The 25,952-nt window shown below is 36.9% G+C and carries 13 protein-coding genes; 2 read left to right on the top strand and 11 right to left on the bottom strand.

Going from position 1 to position 25,952, the window contains the following annotated elements; genetic code table 11:
• Positions 1-511 precede the first annotated feature (511 nt).
• The 11 genes from OM074_RS07705 to OM074_RS07655 form a co-directional block, all read right to left on the bottom strand.
• Positions 512-1,384 (bottom strand): hypothetical protein, encoded by an 873-nt coding sequence (locus tag OM074_RS07705; RefSeq protein ID WP_301198881.1) that lies wholly within the window; start codon positions 1,382-1,384, stop codon positions 512-514.
• The gene (locus tag OM074_RS07700; protein ID WP_301198880.1) at positions 1,381-2,940 is read right to left on the bottom strand and encodes a polyprenyl synthetase family protein; all 1,560 of its coding nucleotides are present in this window, start codon (positions 2,938-2,940) and stop codon (positions 1,381-1,383) included. The genes OM074_RS07705 and OM074_RS07700 overlap by 4 nt, the downstream gene beginning before the upstream one ends.
• A gap of 8 nt (positions 2,941-2,948) precedes the next feature.
• Positions 2,949-4,166 carry a radical SAM protein gene (locus OM074_RS07695; protein WP_301198879.1) on the bottom strand — a complete coding sequence of 406 codons (1,218 nt, stop codon included), beginning with the start codon at positions 4,164-4,166 and terminating at the stop codon, positions 2,949-2,951.
• Positions 4,167-4,874 carry an ATP-binding protein gene (locus tag OM074_RS07690; protein WP_301198878.1) on the bottom strand — a complete coding sequence of 236 codons (708 nt, stop codon included), beginning with the start codon at positions 4,872-4,874 and terminating at the stop codon, positions 4,167-4,169.
• A gap of 445 nt (positions 4,875-5,319) precedes the next feature.
• Positions 5,320-7,743 carry a glycoside hydrolase family 2 TIM barrel-domain containing protein gene (locus OM074_RS07685; protein ID WP_301198877.1) on the bottom strand — a complete coding sequence of 808 codons (2,424 nt, stop codon included), beginning with the start codon at positions 7,741-7,743 and terminating at the stop codon, positions 5,320-5,322.
• A 152-nt stretch (positions 7,744-7,895) separates the two neighbouring features.
• Positions 7,896-9,674 carry a RagB/SusD family nutrient uptake outer membrane protein gene (locus OM074_RS07680; RefSeq protein WP_301198876.1) on the bottom strand — a complete coding sequence of 593 codons (1,779 nt, stop codon included), beginning with the start codon at positions 9,672-9,674 and terminating at the stop codon, positions 7,896-7,898.
• Positions 9,675-9,766: 92 nt separating this feature from the next.
• On the bottom strand, positions 9,767-13,135 hold the full coding sequence (locus tag OM074_RS07675) for a TonB-dependent receptor (RefSeq protein WP_301198875.1): 3,369 nt from the start codon (positions 13,133-13,135) through the stop codon (positions 9,767-9,769).
• Between the two features lie 96 nt (positions 13,136-13,231).
• Positions 13,232-14,212 carry a FecR family protein gene (locus OM074_RS07670; protein WP_301198874.1) on the bottom strand — a complete coding sequence of 327 codons (981 nt, stop codon included), beginning with the start codon at positions 14,210-14,212 and terminating at the stop codon, positions 13,232-13,234.
• A gap of 71 nt (positions 14,213-14,283) precedes the next feature.
• Entirely contained in the window at positions 14,284-14,826 is a 543-nt protein-coding gene (locus tag OM074_RS07665; RefSeq protein ID WP_301198873.1) for an RNA polymerase sigma factor, read from the bottom strand.
• Between the two features lie 140 nt (positions 14,827-14,966).
• Positions 14,967-16,007, bottom strand: a complete 1,041-nt coding sequence (locus OM074_RS07660; protein WP_301198872.1) for a glycoside hydrolase family 43 protein — start codon at positions 16,005-16,007, stop codon at positions 14,967-14,969.
• Between the two features lie 186 nt (positions 16,008-16,193).
• Entirely contained in the window at positions 16,194-20,237 is a 4,044-nt protein-coding gene (locus tag OM074_RS07655) for an ATP-binding protein (protein ID WP_301198871.1), read from the bottom strand.
• Positions 20,238-20,573: 336 nt separating this feature from the next.
• Here OM074_RS07655 and OM074_RS07650 point away from each other — a divergent pair, with 336 nt between their 5' ends.
• Together OM074_RS07650 and OM074_RS07645 are read left to right on the top strand one after the other, a co-directional pair.
• Positions 20,574-23,855 (top strand): SusC/RagA family TonB-linked outer membrane protein, encoded by a 3,282-nt coding sequence (locus OM074_RS07650; RefSeq protein ID WP_301198870.1) that lies wholly within the window; start codon positions 20,574-20,576, stop codon positions 23,853-23,855.
• Between the two features lie 13 nt (positions 23,856-23,868).
• The gene (locus OM074_RS07645; protein WP_301198869.1) at positions 23,869-25,848 is read left to right on the top strand and encodes a RagB/SusD family nutrient uptake outer membrane protein; all 1,980 of its coding nucleotides are present in this window, start codon (positions 23,869-23,871) and stop codon (positions 25,846-25,848) included.
• The last annotated feature ends 104 nt before the right edge of the window (positions 25,849-25,952 follow it).

Genomic DNA, 25,952 nt, shown 5'->3' with positions numbered 1-25,952 from the left:
ATTTCATTTTTCTTACTTATTTTATTATATCGTTTTTTCATTCTTATTCTTATTCTTATTCTCATTCTCATTCCGTAGCTCAAGCCGCTGGGCTTTTCCTTTTTTCTACAGTCAAAAAAGGAAACAAAAAGTCCGGCGGCTGCACCTGCTTCGCACAAAAAAAACTACGGTACCTACGTCGAAAGCGCTGAAACTTGCCTTTCGTGCCTCAAGGCTTTAGCCAACACCGCTTTTGCCGACTACAGTGTCTTGTTTTTTGGCTCACCAGCTGATGCCGGGAGAACCATTCGAGATTGAAACTCTATCTTTCAAAATATATCTCGTTTAAATTACTTCTTTCTTTAACTCAATTAATCATCAATTTCCTTTCTCCTTTCTCCTTTTTCCCTTTTCCCAGTTTCCTTCATCTCATTAATCAAGGCCCTCAACTCTCCGCTCTCTGCTCTTGGCTCTCCACTCTCTGCCCTCAACTCTCAGCCCTTCGCCCTCCGCCCTCTGCCCTCCGCTCTTTTCACACACATCCCAACGCCAATAATCCATAAAAACAATATTCCACATCACTTTTATTATCCATTAATGTAGGTACAAAACCGCCGGATTCTGTCCAATGAGCTTCAATAAAATCCGATGGAGGATAGGTTGGTTCCTCCTTGTAACAACTTAATGTAAACAGAGCGGTTGCTGTAGATAATAAATCAGGTACAGGTGCTGATTTGACAGCCCAAAAGCCTCCGCTTATATCCTGAAATGATTTTAGAGCAACTATATCTTTATTTGTTTTATATCCATTTGTTTCTCCCAGTACCGATAAGGCTGCCGTTGTGGCATTTGTTGTGGCACACGCTCCTTCACTGCTGTTCTTATACCCTCCCTGGGGTAGTTGATATTGGGTCAAAACTTTTTGCATTTCCACATCGCTTTGTTTCCTGTTTCCGGTAGCTTCCAATAATAGCATCCATATAAATTGTGAATAGGGTGCATAAATATCCAGATGAGGGACGTGGTTAAATTCATTTAATGGTTTTATGGGTTGAGTTTTTATCAACCTAAGCCAGGTAAGGATTTTACCGGATGCCATCAATTGGAGTATTAACTCACATCTTTTCAGGGAAGCATAGTGAATCAGATCCAGGTCTCCTTCCTGATGCTTTTTCAAATAAACAGACATCTTTTGTGTGTCGAGCCGGATTCCCAAAACCAGACAAAGTATCCATCCAAACCCGGTATAATATAAATCGGATATACCTGATTTGTCCTTGAAAGACTGGTCATCCAATAATTGAGATTGAATAAACTTCACAAAGCAATCCCTGGCTTCATTACCAAGGCTAAGCTTACCTTTGTTAAGCCTGTTTAATAGCTTTGAAGAAATGCCCCCTTTCATTTTAATATCTTTTGAGTTACTCTGAATAAGAGTCTTTTCAATTCAACATTAGAAATCTTTTCTATGATGCCCAAAGCCTGATTGTGGTATTCATTGGCCATGTTATGAACCGTTTTCAGAGCTTTGTTCAATAAGTCTGTATTCTCATCGGCTCTTAAAAATGTTTTGACGTCAGTATGGTGTAACATGGTATGAATAAACAATTCATCACGATTAATATCGCATATTGCAGCCAATACCGATGAGGGTCGGATGCTTAATGAATTATTATCTGCAAAATCCTCTATATCATCTTTTAACTGATAAGCAATACCCAAAGCTTTTGAATATTCACTCAGGTGTTTTTTAACCTCTTCGTTGTTATTAACGCAGATGGCACCCATTAGCAGGGAAACCTCAAACGCGGGGACTGTTTTATGGCAAAAGATATCCAGCACAAAATCCATATCCAGGGCTGTAGGTTTTTTACTCCATTCCAGCTCCATTCCCTGTCCCTTGCATAATGCGATATGGGCATCAGAGGCCACTTTGAATAACTCCATATGTTTACATTGCGACAATAAACGATAGCCTTCGCCTAAATACATGTCACCAACGTTTATTGCTATGGGAACCCCGTATGCGGCATTGATGGTTTCTTTTCCATACCTGATTGCATCTTCATCCTCTATGTCATCATGAACCAACGAAGCTTTATGGAAACACTCAATGGCAATGGCGGCAAGTTGTACTTCTTCCGGAATTTCATTTTTTCCGTTTAGCGCCATGTAAGTAGCCGCTAATAAGTAAGGTCTCCAGCGTTTCCCTTCCTCACTCATCCATTTTATGGTAATCATGGAGGTCTGGTCGTTTGAAGCAGTCAGCACTTTTTCAAGGTTTTCTTTAGTGAACCATGTTTTTATGGTAGACTTCAACTGGTCGTAATCCAAAAGCGGGGCTTCCTGAACATCTTGCATTTCCATAATCTGAAGTACATAATCCTCATCTACGGTTGTATCCTTACATCCATCAACATTTAAAGGAATGGCCAGCCCGGGTATGGCATGATTGATTAATAAGGGGAAGGCCTTCTCCAGGGATTCAAGGCAACTCACCCCAATCACAGCATCAATTACCCCGCTTTCAACCAGGCCAATTACCGAAGTAAACCCCTCGGCCACTAAACTCATCATGCCCAATTCTTCTGCTTTGGTTTGTAAATCAGGAATATTACAACCTCCACATAAGTTGCATAGTAAACCTAAATCATCAATCTCAGCCTTGCAATTCTTTGAATTGCTTAAACATTTGGGCAACAGCAGAATTCTTTTTTCATGAGGGATGGAAGCAACCGTATCGAGCCAGATGGCATTATTCATCTCCACCATCAACCATCCTTTAATGTCATGATCCACCTGGTTTTGAATCATAAAATCATTGGCCAAAGCAATCAATGAATTCATCGACAAAGGGGGACTCAGCAACTGGTTTTTCACAAACACCCGGGCTTCGTTTCTAAGCTGACTCCGGAGTTTGTTACTGTTGGGTACTGTATATTTAAACTTTGTTTTTTCCATAAATCCAATTATCCATAAGCACCAAAACCAAAGAAATATTTCTTCTTCATGAGTTTATAAAAAACGTTTTGCTCAGGTATTTCTCTACCTCGTTGATCGTGTCCTGCTACAGGAACCATATTTTTGTATTCCTTCAAAACGGTATTCCTTGTTGTAGTATCCACTGTATTGTGTTTCTCTAACAGTTGAGCCAGCCTGCCAGGATCTTCTAAAATGATGCAGCCCCGTGAGTTTTGTGCGGTTTGTTTTCTTAAATCAGCTAAAAACTCAGACTGTTCAAATACCTCCACTAGGTTTGAACTGTCTTCATTTATAAATTCGCGAGCCATTTGTATGGGTGGACAAAATTCCACAGCACCTCCCGGAGATATATGATGGCTCATACCTGTAGCGGCAGGGCAAAGCGCATTGCCGTAGGCATCCCAATAGGTTTCTATAATAAATAAAGGAGCATCTTTTCGTTGCTCAACAATAAACTTTCTTAAGGCATAAATTTCATCTTCGTTAAGTGCATTTTCCATGTTTGGATGAGGGCCTACCGGACGATAAATATAGTACCATAAATAATGAATCCCTTCTTTGGCCAATAGGTTAATATACTCCCTGTTTACCAAATCTGGATAATTGCTCTTGCAGATGCTTGCTGCGGCTCCAAATATGAGTTTTGCTTTTTTGCAGGCTCTTACTCCTGAAAGAGTTTTATCAAAAACATCGTTTTTACCTCTTCTTTGGTCGCTTTCTTCTTTTAGTCCTTCAATGCTGATGAGGGGCGTGATATTGCCCAGCTTTTTCATGCGAAAAGCGACTTCTTCAGTGATTAGCATCCCGTTGGTAAAGAGCTGAAAATAGCAATCGGAATGTTTTTCTATGATTTCAAATAAACCTTTGTATAGCAGTGGTTCGCCGCCTAAAATTCCAAAAAAATACGAACCCTTTTTTTTGCTTTCGGTGATGATGCCATCAATTTGTTTTGGGGTAAGTGCTTTCTTACCTCCCGGAGTCACCCAGCAACCGCTACAGGTCAGGTTACAGCTTTCTGTTACCGAAATCATGATAAAAGCAGGGAAGAAGGGTTCTCCTTTAGCCTGTCGTTTTTCAAACTGGTTGATATTTTTCAAATTACGCCATCCAAAATTATACGCAAATTTCCATACCAGTCGGGGAGAGCACTCCAGAGGAACCCGCATAGCAGTTTTAATATTGGCTATATATTGGTTTATTGTCATTTATTGATCTTTTTTTAGCAGGGAAAAACGGTTTCTGTTTTGTTGCAAGCGATATTGAAGACGCTTTTGATACATTGCCTGCTTATCTTCCTCAGAAAAGGATTCTTCAATCTCTGTTCCTCCGTTTATTGGTGATTTCTCATATTTCGGAAAGATGATAGCCAGACTGGGGCACATTCTGGCGCATGCCGGACAGTTGTTTTTACAGTTTTGAGGATTTGTTACCAGAACTTCGTTGTTTTCGACAGTGTAAACACCAAACAAACAGAAATCATTACATTTCCCACAATTAGTACACCGGCTTTTATCAATTACCGGATACCAGGCATCAGTACCTATGGCCTGTGGCAAATCTTCAATTTCTTTAATAATTTCATTATAGTCTGCTAATGAGGAATCTCCCAGATTTAACTGATAGCCATTAAGCGTTTCTTCCGCTGTTTGCGACCTGATATTGATGATTTGATTGGGCTCTAAATCCAGAGCTTTTAACTGTGAACTTACAGCTCTGGTATGACACGCCATAATGGTACCTTGTGTTATTTCTTTTACCTTATCAGGATCATTAGTAAACAGGGCACATAAATCATCTATTAAATTTACTTTTTTACCAGCCTTTCTTAAAATAGAAGTAATACGTGCAACTTTTTCTTTTTCGATAAAAGATCTTGATTTACAACAACAAATAGATATCGTTTCTGATGGCATCTTTAATAACATTTTGTTTCTTATCTCTAAATTACAACCTTTTATTGTTGAAGACCTTATTATATTCCTAAAAAGGAAAAAAATATAGGTAAAAACGAATCGTAAATAAGATAAAAAAGTCTTTTAATCTTTTGATTTTTAGATCGGTATTAGAGTTCTGTTTTGAGTCATATAACCAGTGATATGCTTTATTATTCAGCAACTTTAACACAGACCATTCTACGTTGGTTTCTGATCAACAATTTTCCAATTACAAAATTAGATTTTATCTATACCAGATATTTATACAGATTACGGATTTACCTACCAAAATAACGGATAGAGGGAATTTTATGGAATAGATGCTTTGGAGGGAATAACAAAAAAGAGGATAACCTTTGGGTATAGGATATCCTCTATTGTTTTAATTTAGAATTGAGTAAGGCCTTACAACCTTTATTCATCTTTATTGTGATTGTAGGTTCAATTCAGATTTTAGCAGACCAGTTGAATTTGCAGTTAAATTAATGGCTCCACTTTTATGTTTTGTTTTAACCACTACCATTGCCCTTCCTTTCCAAGCTTTTCGGGTATGCCCAACATATGGATCAGTATCCTTCATGTTTGCGTTAGCAACAGCAATAATTTCACCTTCTCCTTCAATTGAAAAGCTCAATTCGTTTTCTGCATAGGGGACTAAGTTTCCATCTTCATCACAAATCTCTATGGTAACAAATGATAAATCCTGTCCGTTGGCATGAAGAACTTCACGATCTGCAGTTAATTTCATTTGGCTTGCTTTTTTCGCTGTTTTTAAAACAGTAGATTCAACCTCTTTTCCATCATTAACACCAACAGCTTTTAGTTCTCCAGGTGAATAGGGTAGGGTAAATACAGCTTTAAATTCTTGCTCTTTTGAAGTAGGAAGATTTTGTATTAACTTATTATTCAGGTACAAATTAACGGATTCATATTTTGAATACACCTCTACCTGAATTTCTTTTCCTTCCATACCAGGCCATGTCCAGCTTTCCCAGGTTGGCCAAATGCCCCATGCTGTAACTTTTATTTTTCCATTTTCAGGATTTGGCTCTTTAATGGCCATATAAAGTTTTTCATTGTCATTATACAGCATACTTCTGTAATGCGATATTGGTTTTCTCCAGCCTGTGATATCAATATCCCCGCAATAAGCACCATGCCATGGGTACCGATCACTCCTGTAATGCTCATCGGCGTGTTCATCAGGGTAATAGTATCCCCCTATTCCTGATTCTCCAAGGTAATCCATAGCAGTCCATACAAAATCACCCAGGATAAAGCTGTTATTATTGATTAAATTGTAATAATAAAAAGCATCTCTGGGATAAGATTCTGTGCTGAAAATAACACGTGAAGGAACTCTTTGGTGATCGGATTTAGCCATGTGCAACATATAGTTGTATCCACAAACATCATGCTCTGCCATTAGCGGATCAAAAATTTTCCACCCTTCACCCCAGGATGTCATGGCCGATGTAACAGGGCGTGTTTGATCTATCTTGCGTACATGCGTTGCCAGCATACGTGCTGTTTCCACCGCTTCAGGACTCTTTCTTTCAATTATTTCGTTGCCAATACTCCACATAATGATTGATGGATGATTTCTATCCCTGAGTACCATGGCTTCTATATCTTTCTTCCACCATTTGTCAAAATGAAGAGAATAATCCATGGGTGCTTGTGGAGCCTTTGCAGTTCTCCACCCATCAAACACTTCATCAATAACCAGCAATCCCAGCTTGTCGCAAGCCGACAGGAATGCTTCAGAAGGTGGATTGTGTGATGTTCTAACCGCATTAAATCCGGCTTCTTTAAGGAGTTCCACTTTTTTTTCCTCTGCTCTGTCATAAGCCGCAGCACCTAAGCATCCGTTGTCGTGGTGAACACATCCTCCGTTTAAAATGGTGGGTTTTCCATTTAGTAAAAAGCCTTTCTCTGCACTGAATGATATGGTTCTGATGCCAAAAGTTTCTGATAATTGATCCAATACTATTCCTTCTGATTCCACTGAGATATCAGCAGTATATAAATCGGGCACATCAGGAGACCACAATAAGGGATGTTCGATATTTATTTCCTGCTCAAAGTCCACAACAGCGTCTGGTAACAATTGGATATTTTTCTTTGTTGAGGTTACAACTTGATTGGATTTATCTTTTATCGAAATCTTTATTAAAGCTTTCTTCTTTAATTTGGTTTCGTTATGGATTTTAGATTTGATATTCACCAAAGCTTGTTCTTCGGTTGCAACAGGACTGGTAATGGCGATATCCCATGAATCAAGATGTACCGGATCCGTTACCTGAAGCCATACATGACGGTATATACCTGAACCACTATACCATCTGCAATTTTTTTGGATCGAATTATCAACTTTTACAGCAATTAAATTCTCTTTTCCAAATTGCAGAAATGGAGTAAGGTCGTGTTTAAAAGAAGTATATCCATAAGGATGGACTCCAAGTGATTTGCCGTTGATGAAAACTTCAGCATTCATATAAACACCTTCAAAGTAGATGGCTGTTTTCATGTCCTTCCATTCAGATGGAACGTCAAAAGCTTTTCTGTACCAACCAATTCCTGCCGGAAAGTAACCCCCGTCATTACTGGTAGGGTTGGATTGGTCAATTTGTCCTTCAATACTCCAGTCATGTGGTAAATCAAGTGCTCGCCAGTTCGAATGGTCCATATCAACAGACTGAGCATCATCAATACTACCCAACTGAAATTTCCAGTCATTACTAAAAAAATGCTTTCGCTTTATGCTTTGTGCTTGTTGCTTACAAGAGATGAATCCAATTGAAAGCATCATTATTATTCCAGCGAATAATATCCTCTTTGTCGTCATATTTTATTTTTAATTGAATATTTTTCGGTTATCTATAGTTTATAATATTTCTATGTCCCTTGAAAATCCATTTCATATCTAAAATAAAAAGAATTGGGCATACAATTGATTACTTTATCATGATTAAATGTATGCCCAATTTATTTAAATGTCTAATACCCCGGATTCTGAATCAATAAATCATTTCTATTCAATTCATCTAAAAGAATTGGTAAGAAAAAAGATTTGTTATTATTCCAGTTTCTATCCTGAACTTCAATAATTGAATAGTTAGGTGTATTAGTCCCATAAGGATATCTAATGTCTACTCCTTCAGCATTTTTTATTACCTCAGTGGCAATCATCCACCTGCGAATGTCAAAGTATCTGTGATTTTCGTATGCCAGTTCAATTTTGCGTTCATTTCTATATCGCTGGATAAGTTTATTACCTGTTTCTGATTCGGGAATGGCTGGCATCCCGGATCTTGCCCTAATCATATTTATATACGTTCTGGCTTCTGTTTCCTGATCCAGTCCCAAACATGCTTCGGCATAATTTAATATAACTTCGGCATAGCGCATTTCGCGCCAGGGTAATTTCTGTCTTTCATATTGGTGGTTGATTGCCGGATCAATAAACTTGCGTAAGTAGTAGCCTGTATACGTTCCATTCCAATCTTCTATTGGGCCTTGTCGAGTATCCAGTCCTGGTGAATAGGAGCCATCTTCATTTTCGTAATATCCTGTTTGAACAATACCTTCCGGATCTATACCTCTGGTATCATCGGGGCGCTCCCTCCATTGTGCTCCGTTATATAAAATGCTCGCATAAAACCTTGGGTCGCGATTAGCATAAGGATTTGCTTTATGCAGGGGATTGTTCCAGTCAAAAGCTGTTCCATCAGCCATTTCATAAGAGTCTACCAACTGACCCGTTGGCGTGTTTCCTCCCCAGTTGTGATAGCCATTGGGGCCGTTAAATAAACCCGGACTTGGAGAGGTCCAGTTATTATCATTAATATTGTCATAATACCTTAGGAAGATATCTTCAATATTCCCATGATTCAGAAAAATATTAATATAGTCGTCACTTGCTTGTTCTGCTGATTTTGCACTGGTACCTCCATACAAATCGTAAATACCAAGTTGCATCACAGCATAAGCTGCGTCTTTGGCTTTTTGCCAGCGCTCAGTTCTGTCTCCATCAATATAACTTATTAATTCAGGATGCTCATATCCATCTGTCCATGAACCTTCTGAGTTATACAGGTCGCTGGCAGCATACAGTAGGACTTTAGATTTCAGAGTTAATGCAGCTCCTTTAGTTGCGCGTGCCTTATCACCATCAAGGGGTAGCAGATTTGCAGCAGTGTTACAGTCTGCAACAATAAAGTCAACCGTTTCGGCCAGTGTGTTTCTGGCAATTGTCAAATCATCTGTAGTAGGATCATAAGCTTTATCAACAATCGGAACACCCCCATAAAAACTAAGTAGCCAGTGGTACAGATAAGCCCTTAAAAAGTAAACCTCTCCTGTTAGTTGATCAATGGCATTTCCGGAAAGTTCCGAGTCCTGAATTTTATCTAAATAGTAGTTGCATTCGCGAATGGTTTGATAGGTTCTGTCCCATCCTAAGTTATTAAAAGCTCCTGTCCAATGACCCTGGTTTAAGATGCCCAGGTAACTATCTGTAATCTGGCTGTTTAAAATCGGAGCCGATTCCCATCCCCAGACTTCCATTGATTCATCGCATAGTGAGGACAACATAACAGTTTGAAAACCATAGTACAGGTCGATGTATATGTTGTTAACAAAGGCCTCCACAAGATCTTCATTCGACCATACATCAGCATCTGAATATTTGTCTTGAGGCTTAACTTCTAAAAAATCCGTGCTACACGAGGCAAATAGAAGGTTTATTGCAAATATTAATATTATAAACTTTTTCATTATTGTTTAAATTTGATTTTTAATTGTCAGGTAAAACAAGCTTTCAACAGTTTTTATAATTCAAAATCCGGTTTTACTTGTTTCTGATCCAATTAAAAGGTTATATTAAATCCAAAATTGATCACTTTGTTTAATGGATAATTGTATCCCCTGGAACTGGTGTTCTCCGGATCAAAATCCTTCATGTCCGGACTGTATGTAAGTAAGTTAAACGCACTTATGTACATACGGAAATTTTGGATTAAATATTTTTGAGTGATTGATTTTGGAATAGTATATCCAATCTCTACGTTTTTTAGCCGAATGTAATCTGTTTTATGCAGCCAGTATGTGTTGCTGTTGCTTTTCCAGTATTCACCAGTACGGTTAAAAGTTCTTGGATGTTTTGAGTTGGGATTTTCTTTGGTCCATCTTTTATCGTAGAAACTCTTAAAATAATTGGCAAAGTCCCCTGACTCACTATCGTAATAAAACACACCTCCTGTTGCTCCCTGAAATAACACCGACAAGTCAAACCCTTTGTATTGCGCATCAAAGTTTAGTCCACCGGTAAAGGTTGGGGCAGAACTTTTATCGTGCATTACACGGTCATTGGCATCAATAACGCCATCTTTGTTATAATCTTCAAATATTATATCTCCCGGACGTGCGCCATCCCAATGTGGGTAGGCATCAACTGCAGCCTGATCTTTAAAAACGCCGATTGCATTATAATAAAGGCTGGCACCAATAGGGCGTCCTGTGGACTGTTGATATTTGGGTGCTCCCGGCGATTCTGCCCAATAAAGAATTTTGTTTTTTGAAAATACCCCGTTTATGCCGGCTCCAAATTTGAGTTCACCAGAGCGTTTATGATAATCCAAAGAAAAGTCGAGGCCTTTATTTTCGCATTTACCAATATTTTCTGCAGGCATGGTAACTCCTGAAGTACTAGGCAAAGTAGCTTCCCGTGACCAAAGAATATCATCGCGTGTGTTTACAAAATAATCAGCTGTGAGCGCAAATTTCCCATCTAAAAACTGCATGTCAACACCAATGTTTTTTTGAACAGCAGATTCCCAGGTCACCCCTGTGTTTGGAATACGGGTTTCGTATAATCCCTGATTGGCAGTAGCCCCTCCGTTGGTATAATAGTTTAAGCCGTTTAAAGTGTAGGTGGCAAGGTATTGATAAGCAGAGATCAGGTCATTCCCTGTTTCTCCCCATGAAGCCCTGATTTTGGCGTAATTGATAAGTGGAATGTTTTGCTTCCAGAAGCTTTCTTCTGAAATCACATACCCCAAAGATACACCGGGGAAAAATCCGAACCGGCTCGATTCCTCAAAGATGTATGAACCCTGATACCTCCATACGAATTCGGCTAAATATTTATTTTGGAAACTATAATTTACCCTTCCAAAATAATTTAATCGTGCTTCCTCATAGCCGGATCCATCATTGTTAATTTCTTCTTGTCCACCTGCAAATAATTGGTCAATAGCATCAGACAAGAAATATCTCCTGTACGCAGAAAAGCTATCACCTTTTCCTGTAATTTTTTCAGCACCAGCCATTAGGTTTATGGAATGGTCTCCAATTGATTTTTTGTAATTCAAAATCCCATTTAATAAAATGCTCTGGTTGTCTTCCATTGACTCTGATAACCTAGGGTCAGTAAAGCCTTTTTGACCTTTTACCAAAAGAGGGGTGCCGTTTTCATCGTACGATTCCCTATCCCAGGTATACAGATACCATGGTTTTTGCCATACTTTATTAAATCGGAAGGTTTTATCCAATGAAGCCGTTGCTTTAACCGTTAAGCCCTCAATACCGGGAACCGAAAAATCAACGCCAAAATCACCATTAAAAATGTACCGTTTGTCGCGTTGATAACCTGTTTGTTTGGTGCTAATTACAACCGGGTTGTCGCCAAACTCAATGTCAGGTCCGGGAAGTCCGTTGGGCCAATAGGCAGGCATGGTAGGCTTGGAACGCATGATCATCCTGAAAATATTTTCGGCGGACCTTACAGGAAAATTTCTGTCCTCAAACCTGCCAGTCGTATTGATGAAAAGTTTTAAGTATTTATTAATCTTAACATCAAGATTTGATTTGAAGTCATACTGGTTATACTTGGACGCGCTATTCTTATAAAAACCATCCTGTGATTTTTCGGATATGCTAACAAAGTATTTTACAAATTCAGAACCACCATCTATTGAAACATTGCCATAAGTTTGATCCGACCATGGTTTTAATGTTTCATCAAACCAATCGGTGTCAGGATATCCCCAGGGATCAGACCCATCACTAAATTTTTGTATTTCTTCATTTGTGTACCTTGGGTTTGCGCCATTGTACTCATCAATTTCATTCAGCAATGTGGCGTATTCTGCTGCATTTGTCAGCTCAGGCAATTTGGTAGGCCTGGCCATTCCGTAGTTGTACGAAAATTTTACGCTGGGTTTTCCTATTGTACCCCGTTTTGTTGTAATTAATATAACCCCATTAGCAGCCTGAGCACCATAAATGGCAGCAGAAGCATCTTTCATAACAGCCACACTTTCAATAGTGCTTGGGTCAATGCGGTCTAACGAACGACCAGGAACACCATCAACCACAATTAATGGAGCTGCATTACCAAAAGTATTAACACCCCTGATTCTTAAAGTTGTACCATCGTAACCCGGTTCGCCACCGTTGGATGTTGCCACAACCCCCGGCAGCCTTCCGGCAATGCCCTGGCTCACATTGGTAACCGGCGACTCGGCCAGTTTTTCTCCCTCCAGGTTTGTAACAGAACCTGATAAAGTCGCTTTTTTCTGGACACCATATCCAATGGCAACCACTTCCTCTAAACCAATAGTGTTGGATTGCAGAACAACATCTATAACTAAATTATTTCCTACAGTTTTCTCCTGGGTATCCATTCCTATAAACGAAAATACCAATATGGCTCCCGAAGGAACATCACTAAGCACATAATTACCATCATAGTCGGTTACTGTTCCATTGGTACTCCCTTTAATAATAACAGTTACTCCCGGAAGGGGTGCTCCTGTAGTATCGGAGACTTTTCCCTTAATGGTTTTATTCGTATTTTGATCCTGCGTTTTTGGGGTAGGTTTAATAAGGATCAGATTATTTTCTGTAATAGAGAAATCTATTGATTCATTTGTGAAGATCTGTTTTAGAATGTCCTCTACCGAACCTTCACTTACATCATTATTGATTTTTTTATTCAGGTCTATTTTTTCATTTTCATAAATAAATCTGAATTCACTTTTTTCCTCAATTTCATGGAGAGCTTCTTTGATGGTTTTTCCTTTTAAACTGAGATTTAATTGTGGGTTTTGGAATCCGGCATTTGCAGTTAAATGCCAGCCAAGCATCAGTAAGATGAGGCAAGTTAGCTTTGCCCTGAGTACAAACCTTGTAAAGAACCAATTTGTAGAGTTCTTTAAGTCATGTTTTTTTTTCATAAATTTGAAACGTTTTAATTATTAGACATTGTCTAATGTTACCGCATTAGACTTTTGATTATGACAATTGCGGGAGTGGGTAAAACTCCCGCAATATTATTTAGCTGATATAATAATTTCTGTTCCTTTTATTTTGTATTTAATGTCGCTTAATTGGGTTAAAGCATCCAATATGTCTGTAATTGTTTTTTCTTCTAAAACTCCCGTATAGTGTATATCAGTACCCAGTTTAGTTGGGACTAACAGAATCTGAACATTAAACTGGCGTTCAAGTAAACTGGTTAAACTCTCCAGAGAGGTATTGTCAAGGTATATTTTATTATTAAGCCAACCTATTTCATGGGAAGGCGTTCCTATTTTATAAGCCAAATTCTGGGTTGATTGGTTATATGACCCCATCTGTCCGGGTTCCAGGATTAAATTATTACCGTTAGGACTGGTTAATTCAACTTTACCTTCGAGCAAAGTAGTTTCAATATGGTTGTTTTCGGCGTATGTAGAAAGATTGAACTGTGTACCAAGAACCTTTAGTTTCATTCCGGAAGCAGTCTGCACAACAAATGGGACTTTACTTTTAGCAACCTTAAAAAATGCTTCTCCTGAAAAAGAAACATCTCTGATGCCATCTGACAGATTGGATAAATAGGAGATAGAACTTCCTGAATTTAAAGTTACTTCAGTTCCATCGGGCAGGGTAATTTCTGCTTTGCTTCCATTTTCTGTGGATAATGTAATTGGGTTCTGATGATTGATATTGGGTTGATTAAAAATTGTCAGACTGAATACCAATATCAGAGAAGCTGCCATTCCGGAAAAAGCATAAATGGCTTTCTGAAAATTGGTTTTTCGTTTTTGTTCCCTTAGGATTGTAGCCCCAACCTTTCTCCAGGCATGTTTTGAATCAAACTTTTGCATATTAGAAACAAAGTCAGTTGCTCTCCATATTTTTTGGAAATCAGAAAGTGTTTTGTCGTTTTCAGGTGATTGATTTTTCCATTCATTTAATTCATCAGATGGATTTTGTTCACCTGTTAGATGATCAATTATGTGTTCTTTTATCTTATTGTCAGGACTCATTTAGTGCTCTTTTAAAGTAAGACACAACGAAATAAAAATGGTCCTATCGGGAAAGTAATTTTTTAAAGAAATTAAATAGCATCTTTTTCTTTAAGACAAGTCCTTAAATATTGGAGCGATTTCCAAATCTGGTTTTTAATTGTTTTAATTGAGGTTCCAAGCCTTTCCGCTATTTCCTGTTGCTTTAAACCCTCAAACCGGCTCATTAAAAACACTTGTCTGCTTCGTTGGGGGAGCAAATCAATACATTGTTGCACAAAATCAACCAATTCTTGTTCTTCTATCAGATCCATATCATTTATGGAATCTTTTTCAGGAATTTCTTCTAAGGTTTTTCGCCGGGATGATTCGCTACGCAGGAAGTTGAGGGAAGCATTCTTGCATGCTTTTAGCAGATAATTAAATATATCGCCTTTAATGTTAAGTTCCTTTCTGCCTTTCCAAAGCCGGATAAAAACCTCCTGAACAATGTCTTCTGAGGCAGTGGGGTTTTTAGTAATTTGATAAGCATAAGCACAAAGACGGGGGTAATACAAGTTGAAAAGTTCATTAAAACTTGTATAATCAAAGTTGTTAGTAAACGGTTCTGAAAACCGGTTTTCTTCGAAGCCCATGCTGATAAAATTATATCACAATATTAAAAAAAAACATAACCACAAAAAAACTCCAAGAGCACATAGAATAACAAAGCTTAAGATATTGTTATTCTGTGTGTCCTGGAGTCTCTGTAGAATAAAGAGTTTACAAGCCCTCTTTACTTTATCTTTTCAACCCCTTTGGTGGTCATTAGGATTGGCTTGTACATGCCTTTTTTGTCATATTCTAATTTGTCGATACATAAACTGCGGCTAAAGCTTCCCCCATCAGTTTGTATCCCTCCATTGTGATAGATGAAATACCAGTTTCCTTTATACTCAATGATGGATTGGTGGTTGGTATTGCTATTGCCGGCAATTTCATTGATGATTCCTTTGTATTCATATGGGCCATCAACTTTATCACTTACCGCATAGGCTATACGTTCCGGAAACCCAATGGCAAAGGAAAGGTAATAACGACCGTCTTTTTCGTGTAACCAGGGAGCTTCTGTAAATGGGAATTCCATTTCTCCTTTGATATCAATCTCTTTTACGCCATAGTCTTCATCATACGAAACCATATCTTCGTTTAGTTTTACAATCCAACAGGCACCGTTACCCCATAACAACCAGGCCTGATCGTTACCATCAATATATACGGTAGGGTCAATGGTGCGCCAGCTGTGTTTTTTCCCTTTACTATCTTCATTGGTCAATAGGGCATGTCCCAGCGCATCTTTATACGGGCCTTCGGGGCGGTCAGCTACTGCAACGCCAATACCTGTAGTCTGCGAACTGTTGTACCAGTAAAATTTACCGTTTCGTTCTATTACCTGGCTTGCCCATGCTGCATTGGTTTCGCCCCAGGCAAAATCAGTAGCTCTGAGAGGCATTTTATATTCCCAGAAATTTTTCATGTCAGTAGTCGCAAAGCAACACCATTTTTCAATGTTGTACCATTTTTGTCCACCGGCAGCATCTTCACCGGAAAAAATAAACAGGGTGTCGTTATATACAAGAGCAGCAGGGTCGCAGGTATATTTGTGCGTAACAATCGGATTGCCCTTGGCTTCCCATCGGTAAACAATTTTTTCAGAAGAAACAGAATCTGTTTCCTGAGTAGCAGCATTCTTTTTCTCAGGAGTTATGGCATTTACCATTAAAGTACTCATCAACAGTAACGATAGCGGAATGATTCTTAAAGGATTTGTGTTCATATTTTTTGTTTTAAATTGGTTTATCAAAACATGATTCATTCAGGAAAAAATATCCTAAAAGCCCAAAGATAGCTTGTTTTATAGTTTTATTGTGAAATAAGGAAATGTTTCATGGTATTTCTACAGCTCTTTAAAATTAAGACACCGTAACCTGCATATGGTCCTATTGGGGGTATAATTTTTAATTTACAGGTTTTCTTTTTGAAATAGGCTTGGAGTCATATTAAACTCATTTTTAAAACATGTGGAGAAATACTTTGGATCAGAGAAGCCTACGGCATAAGCAACATCTGTTATTGATGCTGTATTGTTTTTTAAAAGAATACAGGCATGTTTCAGTTTAATATTTCTTGCAAACTCAATTGGTGACAATCCGGTAAGGGTCTTTATTTTTCTGTATAATGAAGATTTTGACATATTTAATTCCTTGGCAAACATATTGTTGTCAAAATCTATTACAGATAGTTTTTTTTCAATAATATCAACTGCATTTTTAAGAAACTGTTTGTCTAATTCATGATTTTCTAACGACGAAATATTAATTTCTAAATTATCCTTAAACTCCTTTTGTTTGTTTTGCTTTTGTTTGATAAAATTATTAATTCTGGCTAAAAGGATATTTGATTCAAATGGTTTAGAAATATAGGCATCAGCACCTGCATTATAGCATTCAATACGATCTTGAGTGCTGTTTTTTGCTGTTAATAAAATTACAGATATGTGGCTGCTCTCAATGTTGTTCTTAATAGTTTTGCATAATTCTAAGCCATCCATTTCCGGCATCATTACATCACTTATCATGATGTGTATCTCATTCGTTTTTGTTATTTCGAGAGCTTCAATTCCATTTATTGCAGTATAGACGTTATATGTTTTAGATAATATATTCTTCATGACCAGGAGAAGCTCCATATTATCTTCAACGATGAGAATATTAATATCGTTTGTGTGTTGAGGGCTTTCATTTTCATTGAATTCTGTAATAGAAGCAGTTTCCTGGATTTCAATTATGGATTCAGTAGATCTTTCAGCCGGAGAATAACTTCCTTTATTTATTGGAATAGTAATATTAAACGTAGTTCCTTTGTTTACGGTACTCTTTACAGAGATGGATCCATGATGAATTTCAATAAGATCTTTACATAAAGAGAGCCCAATTCCATGTGTATCACTGGCATTCATTTTTCGATTTGTATAAAATCGAGTGAAAATATTTTTGATATCCTGAGGGGGGATTCCAATACCTGTATCGCTTATTTCAATTTTTAAAAGTTCTATGTTGTTTTGTTCAATTGTATCAAGTTTTACACTAATAGAGCCATGTTCAGGAGTGAATTTTAATGCGTTAGACAATAAGTTAAATATCACTTTATCAATCTTGTCTGCATCAAAATATGCATCGATTTCATTAGAAAGGGAGTTGAGATTAAAATTTATATGTTTTTTTTCGAACAAAGGCACGAAGTGACTATAGCAGATGTTTTTAATAAAAGAGCTTATATCTGTATTACTAATATGTAGCTGCATTTTTCCGTTTTCAACTCTTTTAAAGTCTAATATTTGCTGTAGCAACCTTTTCAGTCTCACAATATTTGATCTCATTGTTGATAGTTGAAATTTTTGAGGTTTATCAGAGATTTCAATATCGTCAATGATACAGGATATTATGGTTAATGGTGTTAATAAATCATGAGAAATATTGGTGAAATATTTCAATTTAGTTTGCGTTAGTTCATCTGTTTTTTTCTTTTCAAGTTCAGAAATATTCATTTTATTTCTGAAAGTAATTCTGCTTTTGATGATGTATATCAATAGGGCCATTGATCCCGTTAGAATGATGAAGTATAGGAAAAATGCTAATCTGGTTTCGTAGTAGGCCGGTTTCTTTATAATGGTTAATTGTGTTTCTTTGTTTCTCCATATATTATAAATATCGGTTGATTTTACTCTAAATAAATACTCACCTTTTTTTAATTCACTATAAATTGCAAATTGACGATCTGATTTTAACTCAACCCAATTATTATCAACACCTTCAAGTTTATAGGCATATCTAATCTTTTGTGGATTATTATAATTCAATGTTGAGAAGTATAATTCTATATTTTTATCGTGTGGAGAAAGAGTTAATGTTTTGGACTGGCTATTAAATTTTTCCGCAATTTCACTCCCTAAAATTGATTTATGGTGTATTTTAATATCTGAAATTATAGTTTCAGTTTGCTCTGTTTCTTGCTTTAGTTCATTTGATGGGTATATATAAGAATAACCTTTATTTCCACCAAATATAATTTTGCCGGATTCTTTAGATAAATAGTAAGCTCCTTTATAATGTGAGTTTACAAGAAAACCATTATGAATGTTATAGGAATAAGAAGCTTTGTTGTCAGGATTATATTTTATCACATTTTTATAGGTGATGATCCAAAGTTGATTAAATTGGTCAACAATCAAGTCTAAGATAGTTTCTCCTTCTAATCCGCAATTGCTTGTCTCGTACGAATGGGTTTTATTAATTATATTGTATATAATCAGATGTCCCTCTTCGTTCGCAAGCCATAAATTACCACTATAGTCCGTAGTTAGTGAGTTTATTTTATTTCCAAATAAGTTGTATTGCTTAAACCTGGCGTTTAGCTCTTTTGCGGTGAAGTCGTTAAGCTTGTTTGGAAGCTCTAACCTGAAGCATCCATTATTATTTGTACTTACCCACAGGTTATTATATATATCTACAGAGATTGAGGAAATATTACCGATATTCTTTTTTACAAGTTTAATTTTATCAGAACCTGAAGGTTGAAGGTATATTGAATTCCTTGATCCAATCCAAATATTTGCATTATGATCCTCATAAATAGAGGTTACGAAAACATTAAAATCTTGTTCCTGATCAATTCTGGCAGATGTTACTTTTGTGATTTTATGGTTGTTTTTTTTGATTTTATATATTACGGGATTCGTTGAACTACAAGCCCATATTTCTTTTAAACTTGATATATAGGTCACGTAATTAATAAAGGTAAAATCCGGAATAAGGGATAATTCCGGATACTCAGTTAAATTTTTAATTTGATCGTATTTTTCTGAATAAATATAACAACTTTCTCTGTTTTGTTTTATCCAAATATCTTTGTCATTATCTTCGCATAAGGAGATAAAAGAAGGAGAAACATTACCGTTATCCTCTAATTTTGTTAATGGGAAATTGTTTATTAATGGATATTTGAATGAAATTTTTGAAATTCCCTCACTAAATGATGCAATCCACAGGTCCCCTTTGTTATCTTTCTTTATTTCGCTAAAAATATTATTTGAAGATTTAAATATTTCTCTTGTATCTATGGGTTCAATATTGCCGTTTTCGTTGTATTTGTAAGTAATTATGCCATTTAGGGTCATTACCCATAAATAGTTTAAATTATTATCCTGAATGATAGAATAAAAGGCAGTGTTATAATATTTGTTCATCCATGTGGGTAACGGAATTTTTTTATATGGATTTTCAAGGTTTGAATTTGGGAAGAATTGATATAGTCCTTCTCTCCATGTGCCTATCCAATAATTGTTTTTATTATCCTGATATAGACAGAATGGATTGTCACTTTTACCTATTTGGGGATATTTAATGAAATTATTAAGATTTCGGTTAAACTTAAAAAGTCCTTTCCCCCATACAGTAATCCATACGTTATTGTAGGAATCTTTAAATATATTGGCAGCCCCGGTTGGTAGTTTATACCTGTTTCCTGGTGACATGTATTTTGTAAATAATTTGTTATTCTTGTCGTACCTGTTTAAACCATTGTTGTAACTTACCCATAAAGATGAATCACTATCATATAGCAGGGCCTTAATGCTTTTGTCGAATAGAGTTGAATCAGGGAAGGGGGTGATGTGGTAGGTTTTTTTGTCTAAAATATTTAATCCTCTCTGAGTGCCAATAATGATTTTTTCAGAAGCTGCCTCTTCAATACTGGTAATATGGTTATTCGATAATAGTTCTGGATTATGTATATCTGATCTGAATGTTTTAACCCTGTAACCGTCGTACCTGCACAATCCTTCTTTGGAGCCAATCCAAGTATATCCTTCTTTATCCTGAAAAATTCTTTCAACAGAATTAGAGGGTAACTGATCTAGTATATCTAATTTTTTTATTGTGATGTTTTGCGATAGGCTTGTGTTAATTATAGACGTAAATATTAGTATGACAGATATTTGGAATTTCATATGGGATAAATTTCTTTCTAACTAAGTTGATAAATGATTCATTCCTTAATAAATTTAAAAATAAGCAATGTAAATAGAAAATAAGGTTGAAATAATATTCCAATAAGTTGGAAATATATTCATTATGCTTGTGTTTACCGGGCTTAGAGCGTTGAATAATATTTCTACGTAATAGAAAAAACTTTGAACTCGTTTGAGGAATAATAAAGTCACATTTGTAATGTTAAAAAAGTTAAAAGGGTGTTTAAAAATGAAATGACAAAAAGAGGCTTTATTAAAAGTAAGGAAAGGAATGAAGAAGAATTTTAAGAATCTGTTTAAATTAATTCTATTACAATGAAAAAAAGAAACGAAAAAAGAAAATCATTATTAACGCAATATAAATATCTTGTGTTGATGGTATCTTTCTTGACAATAAATTTTCTTTATGGAAATGTATATGCGCAAGAAGGTGACAAAATAACCGGTAAGGTTACGGATGTGTCGGGACAGTCTGTTATTGGAGTTTCTATATTGGTTGAAAACACTAATATAGGTACCATTACAGATGTAAATGGTGATTATTCTATCACTGTTCCTCAAGGAAAGAATTTAGTGTTTTCCTTTATTGGATTTGAAACACAAATAATTTCCACTGATGGAAAAAGAGAGATTAATGTAACGCTAAAGGATGACCTGACTGAACTGGGTGAAGTTGTGGTTGTTGGGTATGGAACCATGAAAAAAAAGGATCTGACTGGATCTGTTATTCAAATTAAGCCCGATAATGTAGCTGCCGAAGCACCAAATACAGTTCAGGATCTTTTAAGGGGTGTTCCCGGATTAAAAGTAGGAATAAGCACTTCTGCAAAAGGTGGTGGTTCTATGCAAATACGTGGGGCGAGATCTGTTTCCGGAACATCATTATCTGATCCCTTGTTAATATTGGATGGGATGCCTTTTTACGGGGAACTTTCAGAAATTAACCCTGATGATATCGGGCAGATAGATGTGCTAAAAGATGCCTCTGCAGCAGCGGTATATGGAGCAAAAGCTGCCAACGGTGTAATTATAATCACAACCAAAAAGGGTAAAGTGGGTAAGCCGGTAGTGAGCTTTAGAACTAATATTGGTTTTGTTACTAAGGCTGATTATCGCGATGTATGGGGACCAGAAGGGTATATGGACTATCGCGAAGATTGGTACAGGACTTCCTCATATGGTCTTAATGCTACAACAGGTGGATATGAGGCATATCAGGCAGTAGATAGTAAAGGTAATCCGGTTGCTCCGTTAGGGTATTATGACAGGCCGGATAGATTGCCCGAAGGGGTTAGCCTTGAAGACTGGCGTAATAATGGTGCTTTAACAGCTATTGAAGGGGAATCGGATTTGAGCTTATATGCAAGGCGTTTGGATCTTGATGATGTGGTTCTTGAAAATTATCTGGCAGGCAAAACATTTGATTGGTATGATTATGCATTTCAAACTGGGGTAAATCAAGATTATAATGCCAGTATTTCTGGTGCCAATGATAAGATGAATTACTATATGTCAGTTGGTTATTTAAATAACGAAGGTGTTGTTCGGGGGGATGAATACAGCGCAATCCGGGCTAATTTAAAATTATCAGGTAAAGTAACTAATTGGCTGGAAATTAGTAGTAATATCAACTTTCAGGATCGATCAGATGAGGACTTGTCGATAGATGTAGGTTCAATCCTGAATAATAGTCCATATGCTAATTACAGGGATAGTGATGGAAACCTGGCTGTGCACCCAATGGGGGATGGAGCCCCTTATTTTAAAGGGTATAATTATGATTTTGACAGAAAGTATATTGATTTTGAAAAGGGGTACACTATTTTTAATAGTATTTTTTCTACAAAAATATCGTTGCCCTTTAATATAACTTATACTTTTAATGCTTCTCCGCGTTACCAGTTTTATTACAACCGTCAGTTCCATTCTACAGAACATCCTGATTGGGAATCTGTAAATACTGGTGTTGACAGGGGACAAAGCAAAAGGTTTGATTGGTCCTTAAATAATACCATCAATTGGGATTATGAGTTTGACGGGGTACATCATGTAAATGTTACCTTGGTGCAGGAGGCAGAAGAATTTCGTAGTTGGGCAGATAATATTGATGCCAACAATATACAGCCTTCGGATGCCCTGGGTTTTCATAATACAGCGAATGCAGGTAAAGAGGAAAGCTCCTTTTCATCAACCGATACCCATCATACTGCAAATGGTTTGCTAGGAAGGCTTTTTTATTCATACGATAACCGATATATGTTAACGGCATCAGTACGTAGGGATGGATATTCAGCATTTGGACGTAATAATCCATATGCCACATTCCCATCGTTGGCTTTGGGGTGGTCATTTAAAAATGAAAAGTTCTTTAACTGGAAAGCAATGACGGTTGGTAAGTTGAGGGTTTCCTGGGGGAAAAATGGAAACAGGGCTTTATCTAACCCATATATATCACTATCTAACTTAAGAAATGGCGTAAAACTATATGGATACCTGAATTCATCAGGGAATCTTACCGAAGGACAATATCTTCTTGTGGATAGGTTAGGTAGTCCGAACTTAGAGTGGGAAAAGAGTGAGGCTTTAAATGTAGGGTTGGATTTTGGTTTTCTTGATAATCGTTTAAGTGGTAATGTTGATGTTTATAACATTGTTACTAAAGATATGATTTTGGCGAAGCAATTGCCGGGATTCACAGGTTTTGGATCAATAGCTACAAACCTGGGTGAAGTACAAAATAAAGGTTTCGAGTTTACTATTAACTCGCAAAACATCAAAACCGATAAGCTGGAATGGAATACTACTTTTAACTTTTCATACAATAAAAACAAAATCAAACACCTGTATTATGAGTATGAAGATGTGCTTGATGATGATGGAAATGTTATCGGAACACAGGAAAGAGATGAGTATGGAAAATGGTTTATTGGTAAGGATATTAATACCATATGGAGTTACCGTGTAACCGGAATTTGGCAAGCGGATGAACTTGAAGAAGCTAAAAGACATGGACAGTTGCCAGGAGATCCTAAGGTTGCCAATAATTATACAAAAGATGATGTTGTAAATGATGATGGTACCATTACGCCTGTATATAACGATAAGGATAAAGAGTTTTTAGGAACTACAACTTCACCAATTAATTGGTCCATGAGAAACAGCTTTACATTTAAAAAGAATATTGACTTTTCATTTAATATGTATTCATACATGGGATCAAAATATTTGGACTATAATTATCTGAATGCTGACAACGGAAGTAACCTGTTAACCTATGGAGCAAACAGGTCTAAAAAAGAATATTGGACGCCAGGTAATCTTACCAATAAATATGCACGTCTTGGAGCCAAGGGGCCTACAGGTGCAGAAAGCCCCGGGATGTTGAGGAACCGTACTTTTATACGACTAGAGAGCATTTCATTAGGATATAGGTTGCCAAAGTCCTTATTGTCGCGATGGAATGTAAAATCCATGAAAGTATTTGGTACAATTCGTAACGTAGGAAGTTGGGAAAAGGATAAATATGAGTATGGTGATGTGGAAACTAAAGGGCTTATGACCCGTGTTTATACGCTTGGTTTAGACTTAACTTTTTAAACAGAAAATTAAAATGAAGAAGATATATAATTTTAAGTTAGCAAGATTGTCATTAAAAACTTGCGCAACGGTTGCATTAGGCTCAATTATCGCTACAGGCTGCTCTGATAGCTTTCTGGATCAGGATCCATTATCATTTTATGAACCGGCTGCTACCTATACAACAGAATCAGGTTTAAAAGCAGCGTTAACAACATCAGATAAGCACATCCGCGATTACTATGTTACAGGTGATCCTTTAAAAACGGAGTTGTTGTTTTCAGATATGGGAGTAAGAGGAAAAACGGATGATAAAAATATGTTTACCAATGTGGATGAGCGTTTAACGCCAACACAATTAAAGGAATCTGTTGGTTGGTTTTGGAGCGAAGGATATGCCGGAATTAAATATGCTAATACAGTATGTAGTTATATTGACTTGGTAGAAGGGTTGGATGAGGCAACCCGGAATGCCTATCTTGGAAGAGCCTATTTTCACCGTTCCTTCCGTTATCTTATGCTGGCATTTCAGTTTAATGATGTTCCATTGTTAACTAAACTGATTGAGGTGCCTAAGATTAACTTTAAATCCACTTCTAAAGAAGCTATTCTTGAAATGATAACAAAGGATATGGAGTTTGCTGTAGAGTGGGTTCCGGAGCAGGCAGATATGGATACATATGGAATGGTTAACAAAGGTGCATGTCGTCAACTATTGATTAAATGTTACCTTGCTACAGGACAGTTTCAAAAAGCTAAGGAGCAGGCAGATATTTTGATTGATCAATCAGGTTTTGCTTTAATGCAAGATGGTTTTGGCAGCTTTATCAACAGTGGTGAGCCACAAACATGGAATATTACACGAAATGTTATCTGGGATTTGCACAGACCTGAAAATAAGTTGATAAAGGCCAATAAGGAAGTACTTTTGGGAGCTGTTAATATGGGTAGTGGAGATTCGTTTTCAGGTTTCAGTACCATGCGTAGGTATGGCCCATTTTGGAACGATAGTAAGTTAAAGGATCCTGACGGGGTATCTGCCGTAAAAAATTATTCAAGGACACATGGGTCCTATAATGAGGAGCTTGACTTTTTGAGAGCTATTGGCAGGGGTATTGCTGATGTTAGGCCAAGTTATTTTGCAACCACATCGGTTTGGCATTTGGATGGTTCTGTTGATGATGGTGATTTGAGGCACAACAGTACTGTAGGAAACTGGTTTCCTATGGATTCTCTTAAATATAACAATCCTTCATCAAATTACTACGGACAATCATTTGCTGATGTTCCAGCCAGTTGTCCGGACACTATCCGCGCTTACTTTGACTTCCCGTTATATAAAATATATTTAAAGGATGAAGTTGCAGAAAGTAAGTTAAATTCAACAAACTTTGCAGGTGCCAGTTTAGGAAGTGTTGCGCATTGGTATATTTATCGTTTGGCAGAGACCTATTTGCTGCGGGCTGAAGCAAATTATTATTTAGGTAATGCGGCCTTAGCAGCCAAAGATGTTAACGAGGTTCGAAAAAGGGCTAAGTGTAGTTACTTATACCCTGAAGATGCTTCTTTTACTATTGGTGATATAATGGATGAAAGAGCAAGGGAGTTATACCTTGAGGAATTCAGACATGTTGAATTGAGCCGTGTATCGCTTTGTTTAGCACTAAGTGGTCAGCCTGATGAATGGGGTAACACTTATGATATCAATACCTATGATATGCAAGAAGGTACTGACCAGGTAGGAGGAAGTTACTGGTATCAACGTGTTATTCATTATAATGATTTTTATCAGCTAGGTAATGATGGCATCACAATTAACAGTAATAACTCAGGGGGTATTTATACTTATAAAATAAATAAAAAGAACTTATACTGGCCTGTCCCCAATAGTTCAATTACACAAAACTCAAAGGATATCCTTTCTCAAAATTTCGGGTATGATGGATATGATGCGGATGTTACGGTATGGCAGAACTGGGAGGATGCAGTAGCTGACGAGAGTAAAGTTGAATAATAGAATTTTATGACTTTTTATAGTTGATTAAGAAGAGGTGGTTCCATTTGGGCACGTTTGATTTTTTTGTTTTGGAACCACCTTTTTTACAACAAATAATATTT

The sequence above is a fragment of the Plebeiibacterium marinum genome, assembly GCF_026013615.1.
Taxonomy (GTDB): domain Bacteria; phylum Bacteroidota; class Bacteroidia; order Bacteroidales; family Marinilabiliaceae; genus Saccharicrinis; species Saccharicrinis marinus_A.
This window is presented reverse-complemented; position numbering and strand designations above follow the sequence as displayed.

What these genes read in the sequence shown, in the direction of transcription:
- OM074_RS07680 (WP_301198876.1), bottom strand. Translation starts at nt 9,674, where the DNA reads ATGAAAAAGTTTATAATATTAATATTTGCAATAAACCTTCTATTTGCC.
- OM074_RS07685 (WP_301198877.1), bottom strand. Translation starts at nt 7,743, where the DNA reads ATGACGACAAAGAGGATATTATTCGCTGGAATAATAATGATGCTTTCA.
- OM074_RS07695 (WP_301198879.1), bottom strand. Translation starts at nt 4,166, where the DNA reads ATGACAATAAACCAATATATAGCCAATATTAAAACTGCTATGCGGGTT.
- OM074_RS07705 (WP_301198881.1), bottom strand. Translation starts at nt 1,384, where the DNA reads ATGAAAGGGGGCATTTCTTCAAAGCTATTAAACAGGCTTAACAAAGGT.
- OM074_RS07645 (WP_301198869.1), top strand. Translation starts at nt 23,869, where the DNA reads ATGAAGAAGATATATAATTTTAAGTTAGCAAGATTGTCATTAAAAACT.
- OM074_RS07700 (WP_301198880.1), bottom strand. Translation starts at nt 2,940, where the DNA reads ATGGAAAAAACAAAGTTTAAATATACAGTACCCAACAGTAACAAACTC.
- OM074_RS07665 (WP_301198873.1), bottom strand. Translation starts at nt 14,826, where the DNA reads ATGGGCTTCGAAGAAAACCGGTTTTCAGAACCGTTTACTAACAACTTT.
- OM074_RS07675 (WP_301198875.1), bottom strand. Translation starts at nt 13,135, where the DNA reads ATGAAAAAAAAACATGACTTAAAGAACTCTACAAATTGGTTCTTTACA.
- OM074_RS07690 (WP_301198878.1), bottom strand. Translation starts at nt 4,874, where the DNA reads ATGCCATCAGAAACGATATCTATTTGTTGTTGTAAATCAAGATCTTTT.
- OM074_RS07655 (WP_301198871.1), bottom strand. Translation starts at nt 20,237, where the DNA reads ATGAAATTCCAAATATCTGTCATACTAATATTTACGTCTATAATTAAC.
- OM074_RS07670 (WP_301198874.1), bottom strand. Translation starts at nt 14,212, where the DNA reads ATGAGTCCTGACAATAAGATAAAAGAACACATAATTGATCATCTAACA.
- OM074_RS07650 (WP_301198870.1), top strand. Translation starts at nt 20,574, where the DNA reads ATGAAAAAAAGAAACGAAAAAAGAAAATCATTATTAACGCAATATAAA.
- OM074_RS07660 (WP_301198872.1), bottom strand. Translation starts at nt 16,007, where the DNA reads ATGAACACAAATCCTTTAAGAATCATTCCGCTATCGTTACTGTTGATG.